This is a genomic window from Schaalia sp. HMT-172, assembly GCF_030644365.1.
Classification (GTDB): domain Bacteria; phylum Actinomycetota; class Actinomycetes; order Actinomycetales; family Actinomycetaceae; genus Pauljensenia.
The window spans coordinates 2,379,582-2,398,390 of record NZ_CP130058.1 but is presented as its reverse complement, the minus strand read 5'-3'; the positions used below and the strand labels follow the sequence as shown (position 1 = coordinate 2,398,390).

Here is an 18,809-nt window from a genome sequence, read left to right as displayed (position 1 = left end):
GTTCGGGAAGGCTATCACGCGGTGCGAATCGCTTTCAAGCTCAGGTTGGAGCCTCGGCGATAGCAGGGGGTCCGCACGCGTACTGCTGGACGTGCTGTTCGGTATTTACCGATTGGGCGCGCGGACGCGTCGACGACGAGGTGCTCCCCCTGGCCTCGGACGTCTACGCCTCCGTCGTCCTGACCTTCATCCGTCGCAGCGCCGCCAAGGCGCTGAGTGAGAAGGAACTGGCCGCCATCGACCGCGCCCGCGAGCTCGTCATCGCAGGCTTCGGCGCTCAGTATCTCAGCGGTAGATCTGAGACCTGTGATCGATGGTGATGGCGAGGATCAATAGCTCGTCATCTTCGATAGAAGCAATAATCCGATAGTTGCCGACACGGTATCGCCAGAAGCCAGCGAGGTTGCCGGTCAGTTCCTTCCCTTGCGAGTGGGGATCCTCGCCACTCGCGATTTCGCGGAGATAGTCGATGATGCGTCTTGCGGTCGGCTTATCGAGCTTGCTGAGCTGTTTCAGTGCGCGCGGCGACAGCTCAGCCCTCCAGGCCAAGGGTCGTCACCGCCTCGTCGAGGCTCACTGATGTGGCTCGGCCGCTGCGAATGTCCTCGAGTTCCGCCTGTAGTGAGTAGGCCAGCTCGATCTCTTCGAGCGCTGACTCGATGGCGCGATTCATGTAGAACGACTTCGTTCGTCCCGTCCGCTCAGCGAGGGCTGTGAGGCGGGCGTCGATCTCGGGATCGAGCTTGACGGAGCGTGCAACCCGTGCCGTAGACATGTGTCCTCCTCAAATAGTGACTACGCGTAGTCTATCTCTCTTTGGAAATAGTTGGAAGAGTATGTGATGCTCGATGAGTCGGGAATGACATGGTCGTCAAAATGCTATCAACGCCTGATAATCTGGGATCAAGAGACGAATAGCGAACAGAGTGTCCGATAAAGGGCGAAAGGTCGCTATCCTAGCGTGCGCGAAAGTGTTACCGTTAGCGCATTCCAGGCCCCGGCCTCGTCAATGAAGACCCTAGGAGCACCCATGAGCACCGACCCCCGCGTCGCCATCGCCGCCGCCGACACCGCGCTCGGCATCGAGTTTGGCTCGACCCGCATCAAGGCCGTCCTCATCGGACCCGACCACCAGGTGCTCGCCACCGGCGGCCACGGGTGGGAGAACCACCTGGAGGGCGGCCTGTGGTCCTATCGCCTCGACGAGGTCGTCGCCGGCCTGCAAAGCGCCTACGCCTCCCTGGTCGCTGACGTGCGCGAGCGCTACGACGTCACCCCCACGTCCTACGGCTTGATCGGCATCTCCGCGATGATGCACGGCTACCTCGCCTTCGACGCGGACGACAACCTGCTCGCGCCCTTCCGCACGTGGCGCAACACCAACACGGGTCGCGCCGCGGACGAGCTCACCCGCCTCTTCGGCTTCAACATCCCCCTGCGCTGGTCGATCGCGCACCTGCACCAGGCGGTCCTCGACTCCGAGGAGCACGCGCCGCGCGTTGCTCGCCTGACGACGCTGGCCGGGTGGGTCCATCATCAGCTGACGGGCCGCCACGTCCTGGGCGTCGGCGACGCCTCGGGCATGTTCCCGATTGACTCGACTACGGGAACCTACGTCGAGTCCTACCTTGATCAGTACGAGGCCATGGTCGAGGGCCTGGTCCCGTGGCGTCTGCGCGACATCCTCCCGACTGTGCTGAGCGCCGGCGAGGACGCAGGCATACTGACCCCCGAGGGCGCGGCCCTCATTGACCCGACCGGAACGCTGCGGCCCGGCATCGCGCTGTGCCCGCCGGAGGGCGACGCGGGCACCGGCATGATCGCGACCAACGCGATCGCCCAGCGTACCGGCAACATCTCGTGCGGTACCTCCGTCTTCCTGATGGCTGTCCTCGAGCGCTCCCTCGCGCAGCTGCACACCGAGATCGACATGGTGACGACGCCCGACGGCTCGCCTGTCGCCATGGTTCACTCGAACAACGGCGCGTCCGAGATTGACGCGTGGGTGGGCTGGTTCGCGGACTTCGCGCGCCTCGTCGGCGCCGACGTGAGCGTCCCCGCGATCTACGACGCGCTCTACAACCACGCGCTGACCGGCGAGGTCGACGCGGGCGGCGTCATGGCCTACAACACGCTGTCCGCCGAGCCGCTCGTTGGCCAGGAGGCCGCGCAGCCGGTCTTCACGCACACCGCCGAGGCGCGCGCGAGCCTCGCCAACGCCGTACGCGCCCAGCTCATGAGCATCTTCGCGGCCGTGCGCATCGGCGTCGACATCCTGCGCGAGGAGGGGGTGCGCCTCGACTCGCTCTTCGCCCACGGCGGCCTGTTCAAGACCCCGGGTGTCGCCCAGCAGATCCTCGCCGACTCGCTGAACATCCCAGTCTCAGTTGGTGACACCGCGGGCGAGGGTGGCGCGTGGGGCATCGCGGTCCTCGCGCGCTACCGCGGTATCCTCGCGGGGGGCGAGGCTGGCCTCGCGCTGCCGGAGTACCTCTCTGAGCGCGTCTTCGCGGGCGCCTCGGTGGCGACCCTCGAGCCCACCGCCGAGGGCGTGGCCGGGTACGAGCGTTTCCTCGACGCCTACCGCGCGTCCCTGCCCGGCGTGGAGGTCATCGCCCGGGGCTGCTGACGAGGCCCGCGGCCGCTGACGGTACCCGCCGCCTCCGCGGATGCTTACCCCAAAATGTCGCATGCAATTCCACGCGAGCTATTTCAAACATTGAAATCAGATCGTTGAAATTCCAGGCAATTCTAGATACCTAATAAAAAGTAGGGGAGCCAAATTGCATGCGACTTTGGGGGAGGGCGGGACGGAGTGTGGGGAGGGTGGGACGGAGTGTGGGGAGGGTGGGGTGAGGGGACCGGCTCGCCCAGCCCCGGCCTCGTCGGCGAAACCCGCTACGATTACTCCCATGGGTAAAGCTAGCCGCCGTAAGAAGGTCACCGATCCCGCCAAGCTCAAGGCGTATCGCCCGCCGATCCCCTTCGTCGCGCGCCCCTACGAGGGCCTGCCGAAGGAGATCGAGCTGGTCGCTATGCGCGAGCTCATCCCGGCGGCGACGCTGACCGCACGCACCGACGCCGACCACGGCGCCGTCGAATTCGACTTCGTCACCCTCCTGCCCGAGGGGCACCCCGCGATGGTGCGCCCCGACGGCCGCATCCTCGTCGCGCTGCAGACCCGCTCGAACTCTGCGGATCTGAGCCACGACGCGGGCGCCGCGCTGCTCGCGGCGATCGCCGCGAAGGAGGCGGGCGACGAGGGCGTCATCTCGATCGACGTGCGCGAGCCGTCCGAGCGTCTCCAGGACATCCTCGACCTCGACAGCTTCACGGACATGAAGCTCGAGGAGGACTTCTCCTTCTGGTTCGACCCCGCCGAGGAGATCGACGACCAGACGCGCCGCGCGCTCGAGCAGAACCGCGACGAGATCATCCCGACCGAGCCTGTGCCCGGCGTCCCCGGCGCGTACTGGTGCGAGATGAACCGTAACTTCGTGCGTTTCCTGACGGACAACGACGAGGCCAAGCTCTTCGACGCGCTGGCCCGCCTGGCCGCGCGCGGCGAGGCTAACGTCGGTGAGGGCTCGCGCTACGTGGGCTCCTTCCGCGCGTGCGGCCTCATCGTCCCGGTCTTCGAGCTGCCCGAGCGCGCCAGCGCGGCCGACGTCGCGCCCGGCACGCAGGCCCTCGCCGAGGCCCTCGCCGAGGCCCTGAAGGTCACCGAGCGTCTGGATGATAAGGAGCGCCGCGCGCGCCAGGGCCTCGTGTCCCGCGCCGTGACGATCCGCTGACGAGTTTTTACCTACCGTTTAGGCAGACTTGTCGCTCACATTACGGGCGGCGGGGCGCGAGAGTGCCCACGCCGCCCGTAGACTGTTAGTCGTGAACTATCCAAGCGGATCGCGAGGATCCCACCCGCAGCGCGTCGCCGCCGTCATCGCTGCACACAATGTCGGCCGCGCCGTCGCCGCCACCGTGCGCGCGTGCCGCGCTATACCCGGCGTTGACCTTCTCATTGTCGTCGACGATGGCTCCACCGACGACACCGGGCGGGCCGCCAGAGCCGCGGGCGCCGTCGTCGTGCGCCACTCCGTCGAGCGTGGGCGCGCCTCGGCCATCGAGACCGGCGTGAAGGTGGCCGCCATGCGCGACCGCCCCGACGGGCCGCCCCGCCACATCCTTCTCCTCTCGCCCGACCTGGGCGACTCCGCCGTCGAGGCCACCGCCCTGGTCGAGGCCGTCTTCGCCCGACAGGTCGACATGGCGATCGCCGTCCCGGCCACCGGCCGCGAGTACTCGGGCTACGGCCCCGCCGTGGTGCGCCGCCTCATCCGCCGCAAGACCGGCTGGTACTGCCACTACCCCCTGAGCTACCAGCGGTGCCTGACGCGCGAGGCCATCGACGCGGCCATGCCCTTCGCGGGACGCTACGCGCTCGAGGCCGCGATGACGATCAGCGTCCTGCGCGCAGGATTGTCCGTCATGGAGGTCCCCTGCAACTTCACGCACTCGGGCGCGGACCGATCGCTGGGCTCCCTGAATCGCCCGGCGCGCATGTTCGACGCGGTGCGAGCCACCGTCAGCCAGGTCTTCCACTCTGACGCTCGATCGAAGCGCCGAGCCGACCACGAGCAGGGGATCGGCGTGCCCTACCCGGCCCCGGCCTCGTCGCGCGATGAGGCGGACGCGGCCGACTCTCCCGGAGGGCGCCGGACGGAGATGGTCGGGTGAAGCGCCCGGATCGATTAGCCGTAGGGCGCGTCGTTGCGACCTGGTGGCTGCCCACCGTCATTGCGTGCGCCGTAGGAGCGCTCTACGTCGTCTATTCTGTGGCCCAGTGGCGCGCGCTCGTCGTGCCCTCCTGGGACCTGGGGATCTTCGCCGAGGCCGTCCAAGCGTACTCGCGCTTCGAGGCGCCCATCGTCCCCATCAAGGGGCCGGGCTACAACCTGCTGGGCGATCATTTCCATCCGATCCTGGCGCTGCTGGGGCCGGTGTATCGGCTCTTCCCCTCGGCGCTCACGCTTCTCGTCGTCCAGGACGTGTTGATCGCCGCGTCGGTCGTGCCGGTCGCGCGCTTGGCGCAGCGCCTCCTCGGTCGAGGTGGCGCGCTCCTCGTCGGGCTCGTCTACGGGCTGGGCTGGGGGCTGCAGGGCGCAGTCGGTGCGCAGTTTCACGAGGTCTGCGTGGCGGTTCCGCTGTTGGCGCTCGGGGGCGTCGCCTTCGTGGAGCGGCGGTGGGGCGCATGCATGGCGTGGCTGGCTCCGCTGGTCCTCGTCAAGGAGGACTTGGGTCTCACGGTTTTCATGGCTGGCCTGGCGATCACGTGGCGTAGGCGCGGCGAGGGTCGGCCCGCGGTCCTGCGGGGCCTGGCATACGCGCTGTTCGGTATCGTCGCGTTTGTGGTGACGGTGAAGCTGTTGCTGCCCGCCATGAATCCCGCGGGCACGTGGGCCTACTCCCTCGACGGGTCCGCGACCGGGGCGGGCACGCCGATGGGCGGTTCGACCACCGCGCACGAGGTCCCCTCCCTGTGGGACATCCTGACGACCCCCCCTGTCAAGCTTGCGACGCTCCTCGTTCTTCTCGCGGGGGCCGGCTTCGTCGGCGCGAGCTCGCCCTGGTTCGCGCTCGTCCTGCCGACGCTCGCCTGGCGATTCGCGGGCTCCGTCGATACCTACTACGTGTGGGACTCGTGGCACTACAACGCCGTGCTGGTTCCCATCGCCGCCTGTTCCCTGCTTGACGTGATCAACCGGTGGCTCGCGCCGGAGCGCGCCTCTCGTTCGGCGTCCGCCTCGGCGCTGGCGGAGGCTGTGGGAGAGGATGCGCTCAACGATCTGCGCACCGATCACGTTGCCACGGCCTCGGCGACGCGACGCCGGCGCGCGGCCGCGTGGGCGGTGGCCTGCGTGCCCGCGCTGTCTCTGGCGATCACGGCCTCGGCGCTGCCCCTGTGGCAGTTGCCCACTCTCACGGAGGACCCGCGCATGGCGGCCGCCCAAGGCGCGCTCGACGCCGTCCCCGAGGGGGCGAGCGTCGAAACCGACACGACGCTGCTGGCCCGGCTGGTGCCCGGGCGCGAGGTCTACTGGGTGGGGACGAGCGGCACCATGGATACCCCTCCGGAGTATGTCGTCATCGATGTGCGCTCCTACGCGTGGGGCGGCCAGCAGGTCGACGCCGAGTCGTGGGCGTCCGCCGCGCACCCCGGCCACTCTTACGAGACCGTCTACGCCAAACAGGGCTTCCGCGTCGCCCGCCGCACCTCGTAATGCGGCAGGTGCCGCGCAGCGGTGAAGCTCGGCGTAAGCCATGCGGATCGACAGAACTACACGTGTGTGGAGCTCATGGATGTCTCCGGGGCCTCGTCCAGTTTGTTTCGACTCAGTTGCTTAGACCCACGATCCTCCTCATTTCCCCGGGTTAATCAAGATCATCCATTGCTCGGTCAGCAACATGCCAATTGCCGTTGCGATCTTTGCTGAAGTCTCTTTGGATCCAGCACTTGCAAGATGTTCAGAATGTAGGACTGGCAACGTCTGTAGAGATGCTGGTTATCTTGGCCATCCTGTTCCTCGCTGGCCCGGTTGAGCCAGTCGCGTACGGCGAGTTCCTGGTCGCCCTTTGTCGGCGGTGAATCGGACATGTGGATGCTCCTCGATGAACGCAGGTAGACGCTTCGTTCAACGGTTGAACGCTGAGTGGAAAGACGCTGATGTGGCACAAGCTCAGCGCATGAATGAAACGTGTGTACTAGCCGACAATCGTGTTCGGATTTGCTGGTCAAGGTGCTGTGTGTGGCTGGGACTAGAGAGTGGGCCTGTGCGCATCGTCGAGGGTGCGCGGTATGAACTGTTGACAGTGAGGGGCACGGGGTGAGGCCGCGCCCGCATTGCAGGTGGCGAGCACCGATGGGGTAGGGGCCGAAAGTGCCACGCAGCCGGACGCCCGGCCACGCGGCACTGATGCCGCGCGTGCGGCTACTTCGCCGTGCGCAGTCGCAGCGAGTTGAGGACCACGAACACGGACGAGCAGGCCATCGCGGCGCTGGCCAGCATGGGGGAGAGCAGCCCCGCGATCGCCAGCGGCACCATCAACACGTTGTAGAAGAACGCCCAGAACAGGTTTTCCTTGATGATGCGCAGGGTGCGGCGCGAGACGCGGATCGCGGTCGCCGCCGAGGTCAGAGACGAGTTCATGAGCGTCATGTCCGCGACCTCGATCGCCACGTCCGTGCCCGAGCCCATCGCGATGCCCAGGCCCTTCGTGCTCGCCTGCGCGAGGGCGGCCGCGTCGTTCACGCCGTCGCCCACCATCGCGACCGTGCGGCCCTCGGCCTGAAGGGAGGCGACCGTGTCGCGCTTGCCGTCGGGCAGGACGCCCGCGATGACGCGGTTGATTCCGACCTGATCCGCGACGTGTCGGGCCGCAGCCTCGTTGTCGCCTGTCAGGAGGATCGGCTCGATGCCGAGCTCGCGCAGCTGAGCAATCGCATCAGCCGACGACTCCTTGACCGTGTCGCGCACGACGAGAGCGGCGATCGCGCTGCCCTCGACGCGCTCGGGAATCACCAGGGACGAGGCCGTGGCCCCCTCGCTCTCGCCCGCGCCCGGGGTGGTGCCGGGCTGGGTGGGGGTACCGGTATCCCCGGTCGCGCTGTCGCCAGCCGCGGGTGCGCCATCGGCGGTCGTGGCCTCAGAACGGGAGGTGACTGTGCCGGAGTAGCCGGCAGCATTCACGACGGCCTCGAGTTCCTCGTCGGTGTGCGGGGTGGTGAGCGTGATGCGCGCGGATTCCGTGGCCAGGTTGACCTCGGCTTTGACGCCGTCGAGTTTGCCGAGCTTGCGTTCGACGCGGCGCACACAGGACGCGCAGGTCATGCCGCCCACGCTCATGGTGAGCGTCGCGAGGGGCAGATCCGCGTTGGGGCCGGGGAGCGTGACGGGCGCATGCGCCTCGGGCGAGGCAGCGACGGCCGGGGACGAGGTTGCCGAGGCGCCCAGGCCCGGAGCGAGCGCCGCGACGACGGCGGAGGCGCCCGAGGCCTCGGCCCCGCGGACGGCGTCGAGGAGAGAAGCGGGCACGTCGATGCCCAGGGATGCGAGCCACGACGGGCGGCCGACTAGCACGCCGCCCTGGGCGGTGATGCCGACGACGCCGAGTCCGGGCTGGTTCGCGAACGCGGTCACCGGGACGAGAGAGACACCTCGGGAGGATGCGCCCGACGTGATCGCGCGGGCGACGGGGTGTTCGGAGAGGGATTCGACGGAGGCGGCCAGGGACAGGGCCGAGGCCTCGTCCACCTCAGGGGAGCCGCCCGCGTCGGGAGCGACCGCGACGGACTCGAGGGACATGACGCCCGTGGTGACGGTGCCCGTCTTGTCCAGGAGCATGGTGTCGATTGAGCGCGTCTGTTCGAGGATTTCCGCGTTCTTGATGAGGATGCCGAGCTGCGAGGCGCGCCCCGACCCGACGAGGATCGCGGTGGGTGTGGCCAGGCCGAGTGCGCACGGGCACGCGACGACCAGAACGGCGACGGCCGCCGTGAACGCGGCCTGTACGCCGCCGCCCGCGAGCAGCCACCCCGCGAGGGTCAGCAGGGAAACGACGATGACGATCGGCACGAACACGCCGGAGATCTGGTCCGCGAGGCGCTGGACGGGGGCCTTGCCGGCCTGGGCCTCGGCGACCATGCGCCCGATCTGCGCGAGCGTCGTGTCGGATCCGACGCGGGTGGCGCGCACCAGCAGGGAGCCCCACGTGTTGACGGTCGCGCCCGTCACGGCGTCGCCGGGGGCGGCGTCCACGGGCACGGATTCGCCCGTGAGGAGCGAGGTGTCCAGGGCGGAGGAGCCCTCGACGATGATGCCGTCGGTCGCCACCTTCTCGCCCGGGCGCACCGCAAAGAGGTCCCCGACCTGCAGGGACGAGGCGGGCACGACCTGTTCGCTGCGCTCGCCGGTCGCGGGGTCGACGGTCACGAGCGTCGCCTCCTTGGCGCCCATGCGCAGCAGCGACCGCAGCGCGTCGCCCGCGCGGTAGCGTGCGCGTGCCTCCAGGTAGCGGCCCGTCAGCAGGAACACGACGATCATGCATGCGCCCTCGAAGTAGATCTCCGCGTGGCCGGCGTGCGCCGCGCGCGGGATCAGGCTCATCTGCATGCGCATCCCGAGCATTCCGGCGCCGCCCCACAGGAGGGCCCACCAGCTCCACAGCGTGGAGGAGATGACGCCGAGGGAGACGAGCGTGTCCATCGTCGTCGACCCGTGGCGCCCGGCCGCGAAGGCCGCCCGGTGGAAGGGCCACGCCCCCCACGTGACCACCGGGATCGAGGCTGCCGCGACGACCCACTGCCACCCCGTGAACTGCCACGCGGGAACCATCGACAGGAGCATCGCGAGGATGCCGAGGGGCGCGGAGATGATGAGGCGGCGGCGCAGGTCGGCGGCGTGGGTGCGGGTGCCCTCGCCCACCTGGGGGGTGGGGGCCGAGGCCTGGGATGCCCCGTGCGAAGAGGCGGTAGCTGTGTGGTCGTGCGTCATGGAATCAGTGGACATAGGTACCCTCCGGGGGTATGTATCGGGCGAAAGGAAACGAGGCCGGGGAAGGTGTCCCGGCCTCGTCGGTGAGGCGTGGAAGTCCTCAGAAGTCGCGCGAGATGCCGGTCAATGTGAAGCCGGCCTCGGACACCGCGTCGCTCAGCGCCGCGTCGTCCAGGGGGGTGTCGGTCAGGACGGTCACCTTGGAGGTGGCGCCCGAGTTGAGGATGACGTCGACGTTCTTGACGCCGGGGATCTCGCCCAGCTCTTCTTTGACGCTCATCACGCAGTGGCCGCAGGTCATGCCGTCGACGGACAGTTCGATGGTGCGATCGATCTCGGTGGTCATGGTTTCTCCTTGTTATTAGGACTTGATGAGGCGCGCGATAGCCGCGGCCGCCTCGTCGACTTTGGCCTGCGCGGCCTCGTCGGATTCGCGCGCCGCCGTGACGACGCAGTGGTTCATGTGGTCTTTGAGCAGGTTAACCGCGACGGAGTCGAGCGCGGACTGCACGGCCGAGACCTGCGTGAGGATGTCGATGCAGTAATCGCCCTGCGAGATCATGCGCTGCAGGCCGCGGACCTGGCCCTCGATGCGGCGCAGGCGCGCGAGGTGATTCTCGGTGTTGCCGTGGTAGCCGTGCTCGTTGCTCATGAGACTGAGTGTACCCCTAGGGGGTATGGGTGTCAAGGGGGTGTCGTCAACGAGCGATGTGGGGGTGGCGACACGCATCCCCCAATGCGGCGCGCCCAGTCCCGGCCCGCAGTTCACAATAACCCCCTGGGTAAACTCCACGACCTGGGCGGGGATACCCTCCTTGGCCAGGAGCATCTCACTCATCTCCACGGCCTGCTGGTAATGGGGGGATCATCATCTGGGCAAACATGATGTCCGCGTCGTTGTAATCGGCGGAGATCTCCCCGTCCGCCTCAGTCGTCGCCATCATGGTCTCGGTCGTCTCAGCGGTAGTCGTCGCAGTGCTGGCGGCCGAGGTGGTGGCGTCGGTGTTGCCTGACTCGGTGGCCTTACTGCAGGCGGCCAGCGCCAGGGTGGAGGCCACGGCGAGAGCGGAAAGAACATAGGGTGCGCTTCATGTGGAGCCTTTCAGGGTCATATGGGGGCAGTGGAGAGAAGTGGTGGATCAGTGGACGGCGGTGGATGCCGGAGTAGGCGTGGTGTGTTCCTCCTTCGGACTGGTGGGAGCCAGGCGGGCCGGGTCCAGATCAATCCGGCGCAGCAGCTGAGCGTTAAGCGCCACCACAATCGTCGACAGCGACATCAACACCGCAGCAGCGGCCGGGGGAAGCAGAATGCCGCTAGAGGCGAGCACGCCGGCGGCCAGGGGCACGGCCAAGATGTTGTAACCGGACGCCCAGATGAGGTTCTGGATCATCTTGCGGTAGCTGGCCTGCGAGAGCTCAATCATCGACAATATTGCCCGGGGATCGTCACTGGCCAGGACCACTCCGGCGGATTCCATCGCCACATCCGTGCCGGCCCCGATGGCGACACCGACCTCGGCGCGGGCCAGGGCCGGGGCGTCGTTGACACCGTCGCCGACCATGGCCACGCTCAGGCCACGCTCCTGTAACTGGGTGACCTTGGTGTCCTTGTCCTGGGGCAGGACCTCGGCGAAGATCTCATCAATCCCCAGGTCCTGGCCAACCGCATGGGCCACCTGCTGCGCGTCACCGGTGATCATCGCGACCTTCACCCCGCGGTCCTGCAGGGCTTTCACAGCGGCGCGGGATTCGGGGCGGATCTTGTCCTCGACGGCCACCGCACCGATAATCTGACCGTCGCGGACAATATGGAGCACACCGGCCCCACGCCCGGTCCAGGCGCTGGTGGTGTCGGTGAGCTCGGCCGGGGTGGTGAGGTTGAACTCGCGCAGCATGTTCGGCCCGCCCACGAGGATCTCAGCGCCATCGACAGTGGCCCGGACCCCCCGGCCGGAGGCGGCGCTGAAACCAGTTGCACGGATTTGCCGACGAGAGGCCTCGGGATGGGCGGCCGCGGCCGCCACGATGGCGCGGGCCACGGGGTGCTCGCTGTCGGCCTCCGCGGCGGCGGCCAGGGCCAGCAGCTCGCCCTCGGTGACGCCGACAGTTGCCGCGACACCGGTGACCGCGTGCGCGCCCTCGGTCAGGGTGCCGGTTTTATCGAAGAGCACCACGTCGATGGTGCGCATCCGCTCGAGCGCCATCCGGTCCTTGATGAGCACCCCGGATTTCGCGGCCCGCTCGGTGGAGATCGCAATGACCAGCGGAATCGCCAGGCCCAAGGCGTGCGGGCAGGCGATGACCAGCACCGTGACCGTGCGCACCACAGCATCGTCCGGGCTGCCGATGGCGGTCCACACCACCGCGGTGATCAGAGCAGAGATCAGCGCGAACCAGAACAACAACGCCGCCGCCCGATCCGCGAGGGCCTGGGCCCGGGAGGAGGACTCCTGTGCGTCGGCAACCATGCGTTGGATCCCGGCCAAGGCGGTGTCCCCGCCGGTAGCCTCCACCCGGACGCGGACGGTGTTGTCGGTGGCCACGGTACCGGCGACCACCCTGTCACCGGTGTCGCGGAAGACGGGACGGGATTCGCCGGTGATCATCCCCTCATCGAATTCGGCGGCTCCCTCGAGGATGGTTCCGTCGGCCGGCACCCGGGCACCGGCCCTCACCAGCACGACGTCGCCGACGACCAGCTCGGAGATGTCCACGGTGCGGGTGGTCCCATCGATGACTTTCTCGGCCTCATCCGGCAACAGGGCAGCCAGCGCGTCAAGCGCGGAGGACGCACCCCCGAGAGCGCGCATCTCCAGCCAGTGGCCCAGCAGCATGATGGTCACCAGCAGGGCCAGCTCCCACCAGAAGTCCAGGTCAAAACCGCCCAGCCCCAGAGTGGTGACCCAGGAGGCGACAAACGCCACGGTGATGGCCATGGCAATCAGGAGCATCATCCCGGGTTGGCGGGATTTCACTTCCTTCCATCCGCCCTTGAGGAAAGGCGTTCCGCCGTAGACGAAGATAATCGTGTCCAGTACCGGGGGAACCCAGGTGGATCCGGGGAATGCCGGGAGGGGGTAGCCGAGCAGGTGGGCGACCATGGGGCTGAAAATAACGACGGGAATGGACAGAATCAGTGACCACCAGAAGCGTTCCCGAAACATTGCGGTGCTGTGCCCGGCGTGTTCGCCGTGACCATGAACCTGGTGGTCTTCGTCCAGGACGGAGTGCGGGTGACCGTGGTGCATCGCCTGGCCGTGGGTGTCGGCATCTGCGTGATGTTCGTGGCTGGCATGATCCGGGTGGTGGGTGTGGTCTGTTTCCGGAGCGGGGTGATCGCCGTGGTGATCACCGGAATGGTGGGGAGTGCTCATGACGTTCCTTTCGCTCAACCCGGTCGGGGTCGAGATGATGGGTAAAAACGATCAGGATAAGATGGTGCAGATGATACCCCTAGGGGGTATGGGTGTCAAGGGGGTGTCGTCAACGAGCGCTGTGGCGGTGGCGACACGCATCCCCCAATGCGGCGCACCCAGCCCCGGCCCGCCGTAGGGTGGAGGGAGCACACAGGTAAGGAGGGGACATGAAGCGACGCCCGCGTCGGCGCTACCGCGCGATCCGCCGCGTCCCCCAGGCCTACCCCGGCTTCTACCTGCGCCTCAAAATCGCCCCCATTGTCCCCGCCCTTGCGGCCACGGTCGCCGTCGGTGCCCTCGCCGAAATCCCCGCGCTGCCCGAGGACGTTCGCGCCCGCGCACGTTCCCTCTCCGACGACATGGGCACCGCGATCAGCGAACAATCGCAGCGCATCTTCTTCGATAACCCCGGCCTCGATACGCTCCTCATCCGCTCCCTCTCACACGTCGCGCGGCGCACTGCGACCGTTGGTCGTGCCTGGGCGCGCGCGATCGTCGCCGTCGGCGCGGACAAGGACGGGCGCATGGCCCGCATGTTGCCCCTCATCCCCAGGCGCGGGTACGACGCCCTCATGACCGGCATGCTGACGATCGGCACCGCCGTGGGTGCCCTGCGCGGCGGCGCGGTCCACGTCGCTCTCCTGCGCGACTCCGATGCCGACCCGGCCTTCCAGGACCCGCTGCCCGGCCACCCCGAGGCGCAGATTCGCCGCGTCGACGCGCCCGCGGTCCTGTCCGATATGTGCGCCGACATCGACGAGCTCTACTGGTCGCGCACGATCGGCCCCGCCGTCAAGATCACCCGCGTCGGGGACGGCGAGGCGCGCCGCTGGCTCCTCTCCCTGGTCGGCACCGAGTCCATGACCTGGCGCTCCACGAACAACCCCGCCGACGTGGAGACCAACATTCGCCTCATGCTCGGCCTGGAGGCCTCGATGAGCGTCGGCGTCGTGCGCGCCCTGCACGCCGCCATGGAACGCGACGGAGTGCCCGCCGATCGGTGGGCGCGCGAGCCCGTCCTCATCTGCGGCCACTCCCAGGGCGGCATCGTCGCCGCCGCCCTCGCCTCGGTCCCTCCGCACGAGGCCGGGGTGAACGTCGCGGGCATCCTGTCCACGGGCGGCCCGAATCGCCGCATCCGCGTGCGCCCCGACGTCGTGACCGTGGCCGTCTACCACGACCAGGACGTCATGCCAAGCCTCGACGGCTCGCCCGACCGAGCCCCCGACCGGCGCGTCACCGTCGGGCGCAGCCTCGTGAGGCCTCGGATCCGCCCCCTCTACTACGCGCACTCCTCCTCGACCTACACGGAGACCGTGCGTCTCCTCGAGCGCAAGGTCCGCGTGACCCCGTGGGGCAGGCTGGCCTCGTCGATGGCGGCACTCCAGGATTTCCTGCCCACCCCGGGCGAGGCCACGCGCGTCATGCACTACGAGATTTGGCAGGACATCCTGACCCCCACCGCCGACGCCGCGTGGGACACGGTCGCCGCGCTTGAACGCGGGGGCTCCTACGAACCCGCCACCTACCCGATCGACTATGCGGTCACGGCCCCCCGCCTGCCCCGCGTTGCACGCCCCAAGCGCCGCCGCCCGTCGGTGTTCGGCGCCCTGTCGGCGCTCGTTCCCTTCAGAAAGGACAGGTCATGAACGACCCACACGCCCCCCTGCGCGAGGTGCGCCGATGGATGCGCGTCTCGACCCCCGTCAACAAGGCGGCCTCCTCGGGCCTGCGCGGCCGTCTCCCGCAGATCGCCGGGCCCCTCATGATCGGCGCGCTCGGCGTGGGTGCCCTGGGCGCGGGCATCGCGTGGCGCGCCCTGTCCTCCACGCGCGGCACCGGGCGCACGCAGCGCTTCGTGGACCTCGTGACAGCCGCGCTCGACGCGCGCTTCCCGGAGAGGACCACGGACGAGGCCTGTGTCAATGACGCCAGTTCCGGTCAACACCGCGTCGTCAACGTGGAGGTCGGCGAGGGATTCGGGCGACCCTGTCTCGTGTCCATCGACGTGGTCCTGCCCGCCCAGGATGCGCTGACCGACCCCGTGGCGGCGACGTTGGCGCTCGACGAGGTCACCCGCGCGACCTGGAATAACGACGAAATGGCGCCGGTCAGCGTGCGCGCCCGCATCCTCGTCGCGCGCACGGACGACAACGACGAGGAAAGCCTGGCGGCGCCCGGCGCTCAGACTGACGCGGTCATCGATATGACCGCCCTCGGCTTCGCCGACGAGATCGCGCGCCCTGACGAGCTTTACGATCGCTACGGTGCGCCCGAGTGTGACCCCGCCTGGAGGCCGTGACCGGACCGTGAGCCCAGGCCTCGTTCCCAGGGTGGAATGGGGTGTCCCACCCCTTGGGGGCGCTGTTGTTCGCCTTGTGTCCGTTTGGTAGGGTCTGGCTTAACAGCACAGAAGTGATGGCGAAGGAGCATCATGGCCGGCGATCTTGTCATCGAAGAGGGGGACCTCGAAGTCCTGTGCGACCGAACGAGAGATCTGTCCAGCAGAGTGCAGTCGGTGACCGTCGCGACGGCGGGCGACTACATCTCCTCTGCAGTCGGCGGAAGCCCGCTCGCAGGACAGGGGCGCAGCGCCGGCGAGACGATCGACGAGGCGGTCATCGCGCTGACGCGCGAGCTGGACGATTTCTCCCAGTCCGTGAACGACTCGATCAACGCCTACAACGCAACCGAAAACAAAGCGGCGGTGAGCTTCCAGCACACCGACCACGGCAGCCCGGCGATGACGATGGATGACCTGCTGTGCATGAGGGAGGAACAGTAGTGGCAACCTGGGCGGACATTCAGAGCTGGAAGCTCAGCTACGTGGAGGAGGCCGAGGACCTCATCGAGGCCGAGGTGCGCGAGGCGCGTGAGATCATCGCCGAACTCGAGCACGCCGCGAAAGACATCCGTTCTCAGGGCGAGGCGCCCGACCGGATGCGCCAGCGACTCTCCGAGATCCAGGACAAGCTTGACTCGCGCCTCAACGAACTCACTGAATACGCGCTGGCGACCGCGGAGCTGCACGGGTACGTGAGCCGGGTGGTGGCTATTCGTGAATCGGCTCATGAGGTTGCGGCGGAGCTGAACTATCAAATCCCAGAGGACGGCAATGTCGAAAATCGCGGGGCTACTCGGGAGAAGCCCAGCCTTAGTGAGGTCTTGAAATACGATGATTTGCGTGACTGTGTTTCAAAGGCAGTGAAACTGGCGACGGAAGCCGAGGAAACGGTGGGGCCACGCTATCAGGCGTTGGCCGACGGCCAGTATGTCCTGGCCGAGGGGCGCCACTCGGAGTCCGCGGGCCTGGCAAACGACGCCGACCCCTCGTGGAGCCCCGAGGAGGTCTCCGTGTGGTGGGCGCTCCTGTCGGAGTCCGAGCGCGAGGCGCTCATCAACAAGGATCCGGAAAAGTACGGAAACCTGGACGGCATCGATATGGCCTCGCGAGCAAGGGCCAATGAGCTTGTGCTGCTGGGGCCCAAGGACGCGTCGGGGCAACACATGCCGGGGGCTGGATTGCTGGGGCAAGCTGAGCGAGACCTTGCGGAAGCAGAAGAAGCGCTTAACAATGCGACCAAAACGAGTGTGGGAAGTCCGAAGCATCTCGATGACCTCATCCGGAAGAAGAATGATGCCCAGGATCGAGTGGACGATCTCAGGGCTCTTCGTGAGCAGATGAGAGACCCGGAAGTGACGCTAGTTGCCCTGCAGCCGGGCAAACCGGGTGAGAACGTTCGCGCCGCACTTGCGATTGGGGATGTGGATAACGCTGATCACGTCGCGACACTCGTTCCCGGGCGAACGACCAACTGTCGTGACTCTTCGGCTGACAATGTGACATATGCGCAGAATCTAAGGCGAGCGGCAGCTCGGCAAGGGAATATCGATCCGAGTAAGGTCGCGACCATCGCCTGGATGAACTACCACGCCCCACAGAGTGGGCCTGATGCAAGAACCACGACGGCAACCCTTGCCCGAGAGGGCGCGGATCCTCTGAGGAATTTCGCGACGGGCATCCGCTCCTGGCGCAGCGAGCGGGGGATGGATGTACATCAGAGCATCATTCCACATTCGTACGGGTCGACGACTGCGGGCATCGCGATGCGTAGCATCGGTAAGGACGTTGTGGACGACTTCGCGTATACGGGCTCACCCGGCGCGGGCGTTGCATCCGTCGGAACCCTTGGCGTCGACAAGGATCATGTCTGGGTGTCCGCAATCGATCATCTCGACTGGGTAAGGGGAATGGGCCCAGACGAGGACTTCGGGCGTAACCCGGAGCAGCTGGAGGGAATCGGGCATTTGTCCGGAGACGTAAGTGGAGCTGAGGGATATAATCCCAACTATTTCGGTAACCCGTATGGACACCACTCAATGTATTTCGTTGAGCCTAGGGCTGGTGAAGAGAATCTCGTGCTGAACGACCTCGGCAAGGTCATCGCGGACGTCAAGGAGCGATGATGAGGAAGAAGGTGCTGTCCTGTCTGCCTGCCCTGTCGGTGCTCTGCCTGCTGGCAGCGTGTGTGCCGGGGCTGTCGGATGATGCTGGACTGTATTTTGGGCGCGGCAGCGGGAGTATCCCGATCTCCGAGGGGCAGACGACGGAGGTTCACATCAGGGATACCCTGCCCCGGTATCTTGGCATCATCGAGGAGGTTGTCGTCGAGTCCGGTGGCGTGCTAGGAGTCAGCGGCAAGAATCGAATCGACGGTTGCTTGACGACGGACACGACCGACATGGATATCGACTGGATGATGATGGTTATTCCTGCGATCGATTACGAGGATTTGCGCCGGATGGTCGTTGAGGGTGCGCAGCGTAACGGCTTCGGCTATTCGTGGGATCCGGTACGCAGAGATAAACTTAACTCTCGCACTGTTACTGTCGGGGATGGCTACGGGAATAAGCTGAGTTTCTATCATCACGAGGCTAAGGACAGCATTGTCATTAGTTTGTACTCGGGGTGTATGCTCCCATCCCAGCCTCTCGATCCGGACGTCCCGCTCTCGTCCTATCCGCTGCCTAGCCCCGAAGAGATGTTTCCGAATCTGACAATCGTGCAGGCATTCGACGACAACGGCGACGAGAATCCTGGGTTGCGCCCGCAGTCGGGAACTCAGTCGGGAGAATGAGCATGACGAAGAAGTGGACTCCGGCACGCGTGGGTGCGTGGTGCGTCGTGGTGGTGGCGGTGCTCGTTGTCTGCCGGCTGACGTTGATGTGGTTCGGCGGCAGCGTGCCCTTCCGCGACCGTCAGAGCCTTGACGAGTACGTTGATGAGGAGATGCCGAAGGTTTCGCAGATTGCCGGTCAGGTGGCCGCCGAGGCCGGTGGAGAGTTGACAGTGATGGGCCTGCCGTATGTGCAAGTGTGTGGCAGTGGTGATACCCAGGGGTATCGGGTGGTTGGCTACACCACGGTGGCTCCGTCGATGTCCTTTGAGCAACTCGAGAAACTGGTGACAGAAAACAAGCCCGATTGGTCGACGACCGTGCAGGTTGACAAGCAAATCGACAGGGATGCTACTCGGGATATTCGCCTGATAGACAACTATGGCGGCATGGTCGAGTTCAAGTTTTCGGAGGACTTTATCGCCGTGAGGTCGCGCTCCGCGTGTTTGCCGACGGATAAGCCCCTGAATGATCCCGGTCAGTTCGTCCTACCCTCCGTGGAGGAGGCGTTCCCGGGCGTGCCCGTGACGGTCAGCGACAACACGAACCCGGACCTGCACCCGGTCCCCACGCTCACCCTTGGTGTCCAAGCCGACCCCCAGTCCGGGCCCCAGAGCGGTGCCCAGTCGGGTTCGTAACCCCCGCCCCGGCCTCGTCGGGAGGCGAAG

18 protein-coding genes are annotated in these 18,809 nt (G+C 66.9%); 11 read left to right on the top strand and 7 right to left on the bottom strand.

Going from position 1 to position 18,809, the window contains the following annotated elements; genetic code table 11:
• Positions 1-140 precede the first annotated feature (140 nt).
• The gene (locus tag QU663_RS10040) at positions 141-320 is read left to right on the top strand and encodes a hypothetical protein (protein ID WP_021611324.1); all 180 of its coding nucleotides are present in this window, start codon (positions 141-143) and stop codon (positions 318-320) included.
• Here QU663_RS10040 and QU663_RS10035 read toward each other — a convergent pair.
• Complete coding sequence (locus tag QU663_RS10035) at positions 286-549, bottom strand: type II toxin-antitoxin system RelE/ParE family toxin (RefSeq protein WP_021611325.1); 264 nt, start codon at positions 547-549, stop codon at positions 286-288. The two genes, QU663_RS10040 and QU663_RS10035, sit on opposite strands and share 35 nt — an antisense overlap.
• On the bottom strand, positions 533-775 hold the full coding sequence (locus QU663_RS10030) for a ribbon-helix-helix protein, CopG family (protein ID WP_021611326.1): 243 nt from the start codon (positions 773-775) through the stop codon (positions 533-535). The genes QU663_RS10035 and QU663_RS10030 overlap by 17 nt, the downstream gene beginning before the upstream one ends.
• Before the next feature lie 255 nt (positions 776-1,030).
• Between QU663_RS10030 and QU663_RS10025 the strand changes: the two genes are divergently transcribed.
• The 4 genes from QU663_RS10025 to QU663_RS10010 all read left to right on the top strand — a co-directional run bounded on the left by QU663_RS10025 (position 1,031) and on the right by QU663_RS10010 (position 6,278).
• Positions 1,031-2,629 (top strand): xylulokinase, encoded by a 1,599-nt coding sequence (locus tag QU663_RS10025; protein ID WP_021611327.1) that lies wholly within the window; start codon positions 1,031-1,033, stop codon positions 2,627-2,629.
• A 283-nt stretch (positions 2,630-2,912) separates the two neighbouring features.
• A complete protein-coding gene (locus tag QU663_RS10020) occupies positions 2,913-3,794 on the top strand; it encodes a DUF5926 family protein (protein WP_021611852.1) in 882 nt (293 codons plus the stop codon).
• Positions 3,795-3,885: 91 nt separating this feature from the next.
• Complete coding sequence (locus QU663_RS10015) at positions 3,886-4,734, top strand: glycosyltransferase (RefSeq protein WP_034481273.1); 849 nt, start codon at positions 3,886-3,888, stop codon at positions 4,732-4,734.
• Entirely contained in the window at positions 4,731-6,278 is a 1,548-nt protein-coding gene (locus QU663_RS10010) for a DUF2079 domain-containing protein (RefSeq protein WP_021611850.1), read from the top strand. The genes QU663_RS10015 and QU663_RS10010 overlap by 4 nt, the downstream gene beginning before the upstream one ends.
• Positions 6,279-6,986: 708 nt before the next feature.
• Here the strand turns inward: QU663_RS10010 and QU663_RS10005 are convergent.
• The 5 genes from QU663_RS10005 to QU663_RS09985 all read right to left on the bottom strand — a co-directional run bounded on the left by QU663_RS10005 (position 6,987) and on the right by QU663_RS09985 (position 12,712).
• Entirely contained in the window at positions 6,987-9,563 is a 2,577-nt protein-coding gene (locus QU663_RS10005; protein WP_304990578.1) for a heavy metal translocating P-type ATPase, read from the bottom strand.
• Positions 9,564-9,648: 85 nt separating this feature from the next.
• A complete protein-coding gene (locus QU663_RS10000) occupies positions 9,649-9,894 on the bottom strand; it encodes a heavy-metal-associated domain-containing protein (RefSeq protein WP_009058929.1) in 246 nt (81 codons plus the stop codon).
• A gap of 15 nt (positions 9,895-9,909) precedes the next feature.
• Complete coding sequence (locus QU663_RS09995) at positions 9,910-10,200, bottom strand: metal-sensitive transcriptional regulator (RefSeq protein ID WP_009054594.1); 291 nt, start codon at positions 10,198-10,200, stop codon at positions 9,910-9,912.
• A gap of 178 nt (positions 10,201-10,378) precedes the next feature.
• Positions 10,379-10,606, bottom strand: coding sequence for a hypothetical protein (locus tag QU663_RS09990; RefSeq protein WP_021611991.1), 228 nt, complete (start codon positions 10,604-10,606; stop codon positions 10,379-10,381).
• 81 nt (positions 10,607-10,687) lie between these two features.
• Positions 10,688-12,712, bottom strand: coding sequence for a copper-translocating P-type ATPase (locus tag QU663_RS09985; protein ID WP_365977994.1), 2,025 nt, complete (start codon positions 12,710-12,712; stop codon positions 10,688-10,690).
• A gap of 419 nt (positions 12,713-13,131) precedes the next feature.
• On the opposite strand from QU663_RS09985, the gene QU663_RS09980 reads away from it, so the two are divergent.
• The 6 genes from QU663_RS09980 (at position 13,132) to QU663_RS09955 (ending at position 18,779) form a co-directional block, all read left to right on the top strand.
• The gene (locus QU663_RS09980) at positions 13,132-14,613 is read left to right on the top strand and encodes a hypothetical protein (RefSeq protein WP_021610704.1); all 1,482 of its coding nucleotides are present in this window, start codon (positions 13,132-13,134) and stop codon (positions 14,611-14,613) included.
• The gene (locus QU663_RS09975; protein ID WP_021610705.1) at positions 14,610-15,266 is read left to right on the top strand and encodes a hypothetical protein; all 657 of its coding nucleotides are present in this window, start codon (positions 14,610-14,612) and stop codon (positions 15,264-15,266) included. Before QU663_RS09980 ends, QU663_RS09975 begins: the two co-directional genes overlap by 4 nt.
• 132 nt (positions 15,267-15,398) lie before the next feature.
• Positions 15,399-15,749 (top strand): hypothetical protein, encoded by a 351-nt coding sequence (locus QU663_RS09970; protein ID WP_021610706.1) that lies wholly within the window; start codon positions 15,399-15,401, stop codon positions 15,747-15,749.
• The gene (locus QU663_RS09965; protein WP_021610707.1) at positions 15,749-17,431 is read left to right on the top strand and encodes an alpha/beta hydrolase; all 1,683 of its coding nucleotides are present in this window, start codon (positions 15,749-15,751) and stop codon (positions 17,429-17,431) included. The genes QU663_RS09970 and QU663_RS09965 overlap by 1 nt, the downstream gene beginning before the upstream one ends.
• Positions 17,428-18,102, top strand: coding sequence for a DUF4853 domain-containing protein (locus tag QU663_RS09960; RefSeq protein WP_021610708.1), 675 nt, complete (start codon positions 17,428-17,430; stop codon positions 18,100-18,102). The genes QU663_RS09965 and QU663_RS09960 overlap by 4 nt, the downstream gene beginning before the upstream one ends.
• A complete protein-coding gene (locus QU663_RS09955) occupies positions 18,099-18,779 on the top strand; it encodes a DUF4853 domain-containing protein (RefSeq protein WP_021610709.1) in 681 nt (226 codons plus the stop codon). The genes QU663_RS09960 and QU663_RS09955 overlap by 4 nt, the downstream gene beginning before the upstream one ends.
• The last annotated feature ends 30 nt before the right edge of the window (positions 18,780-18,809 follow it).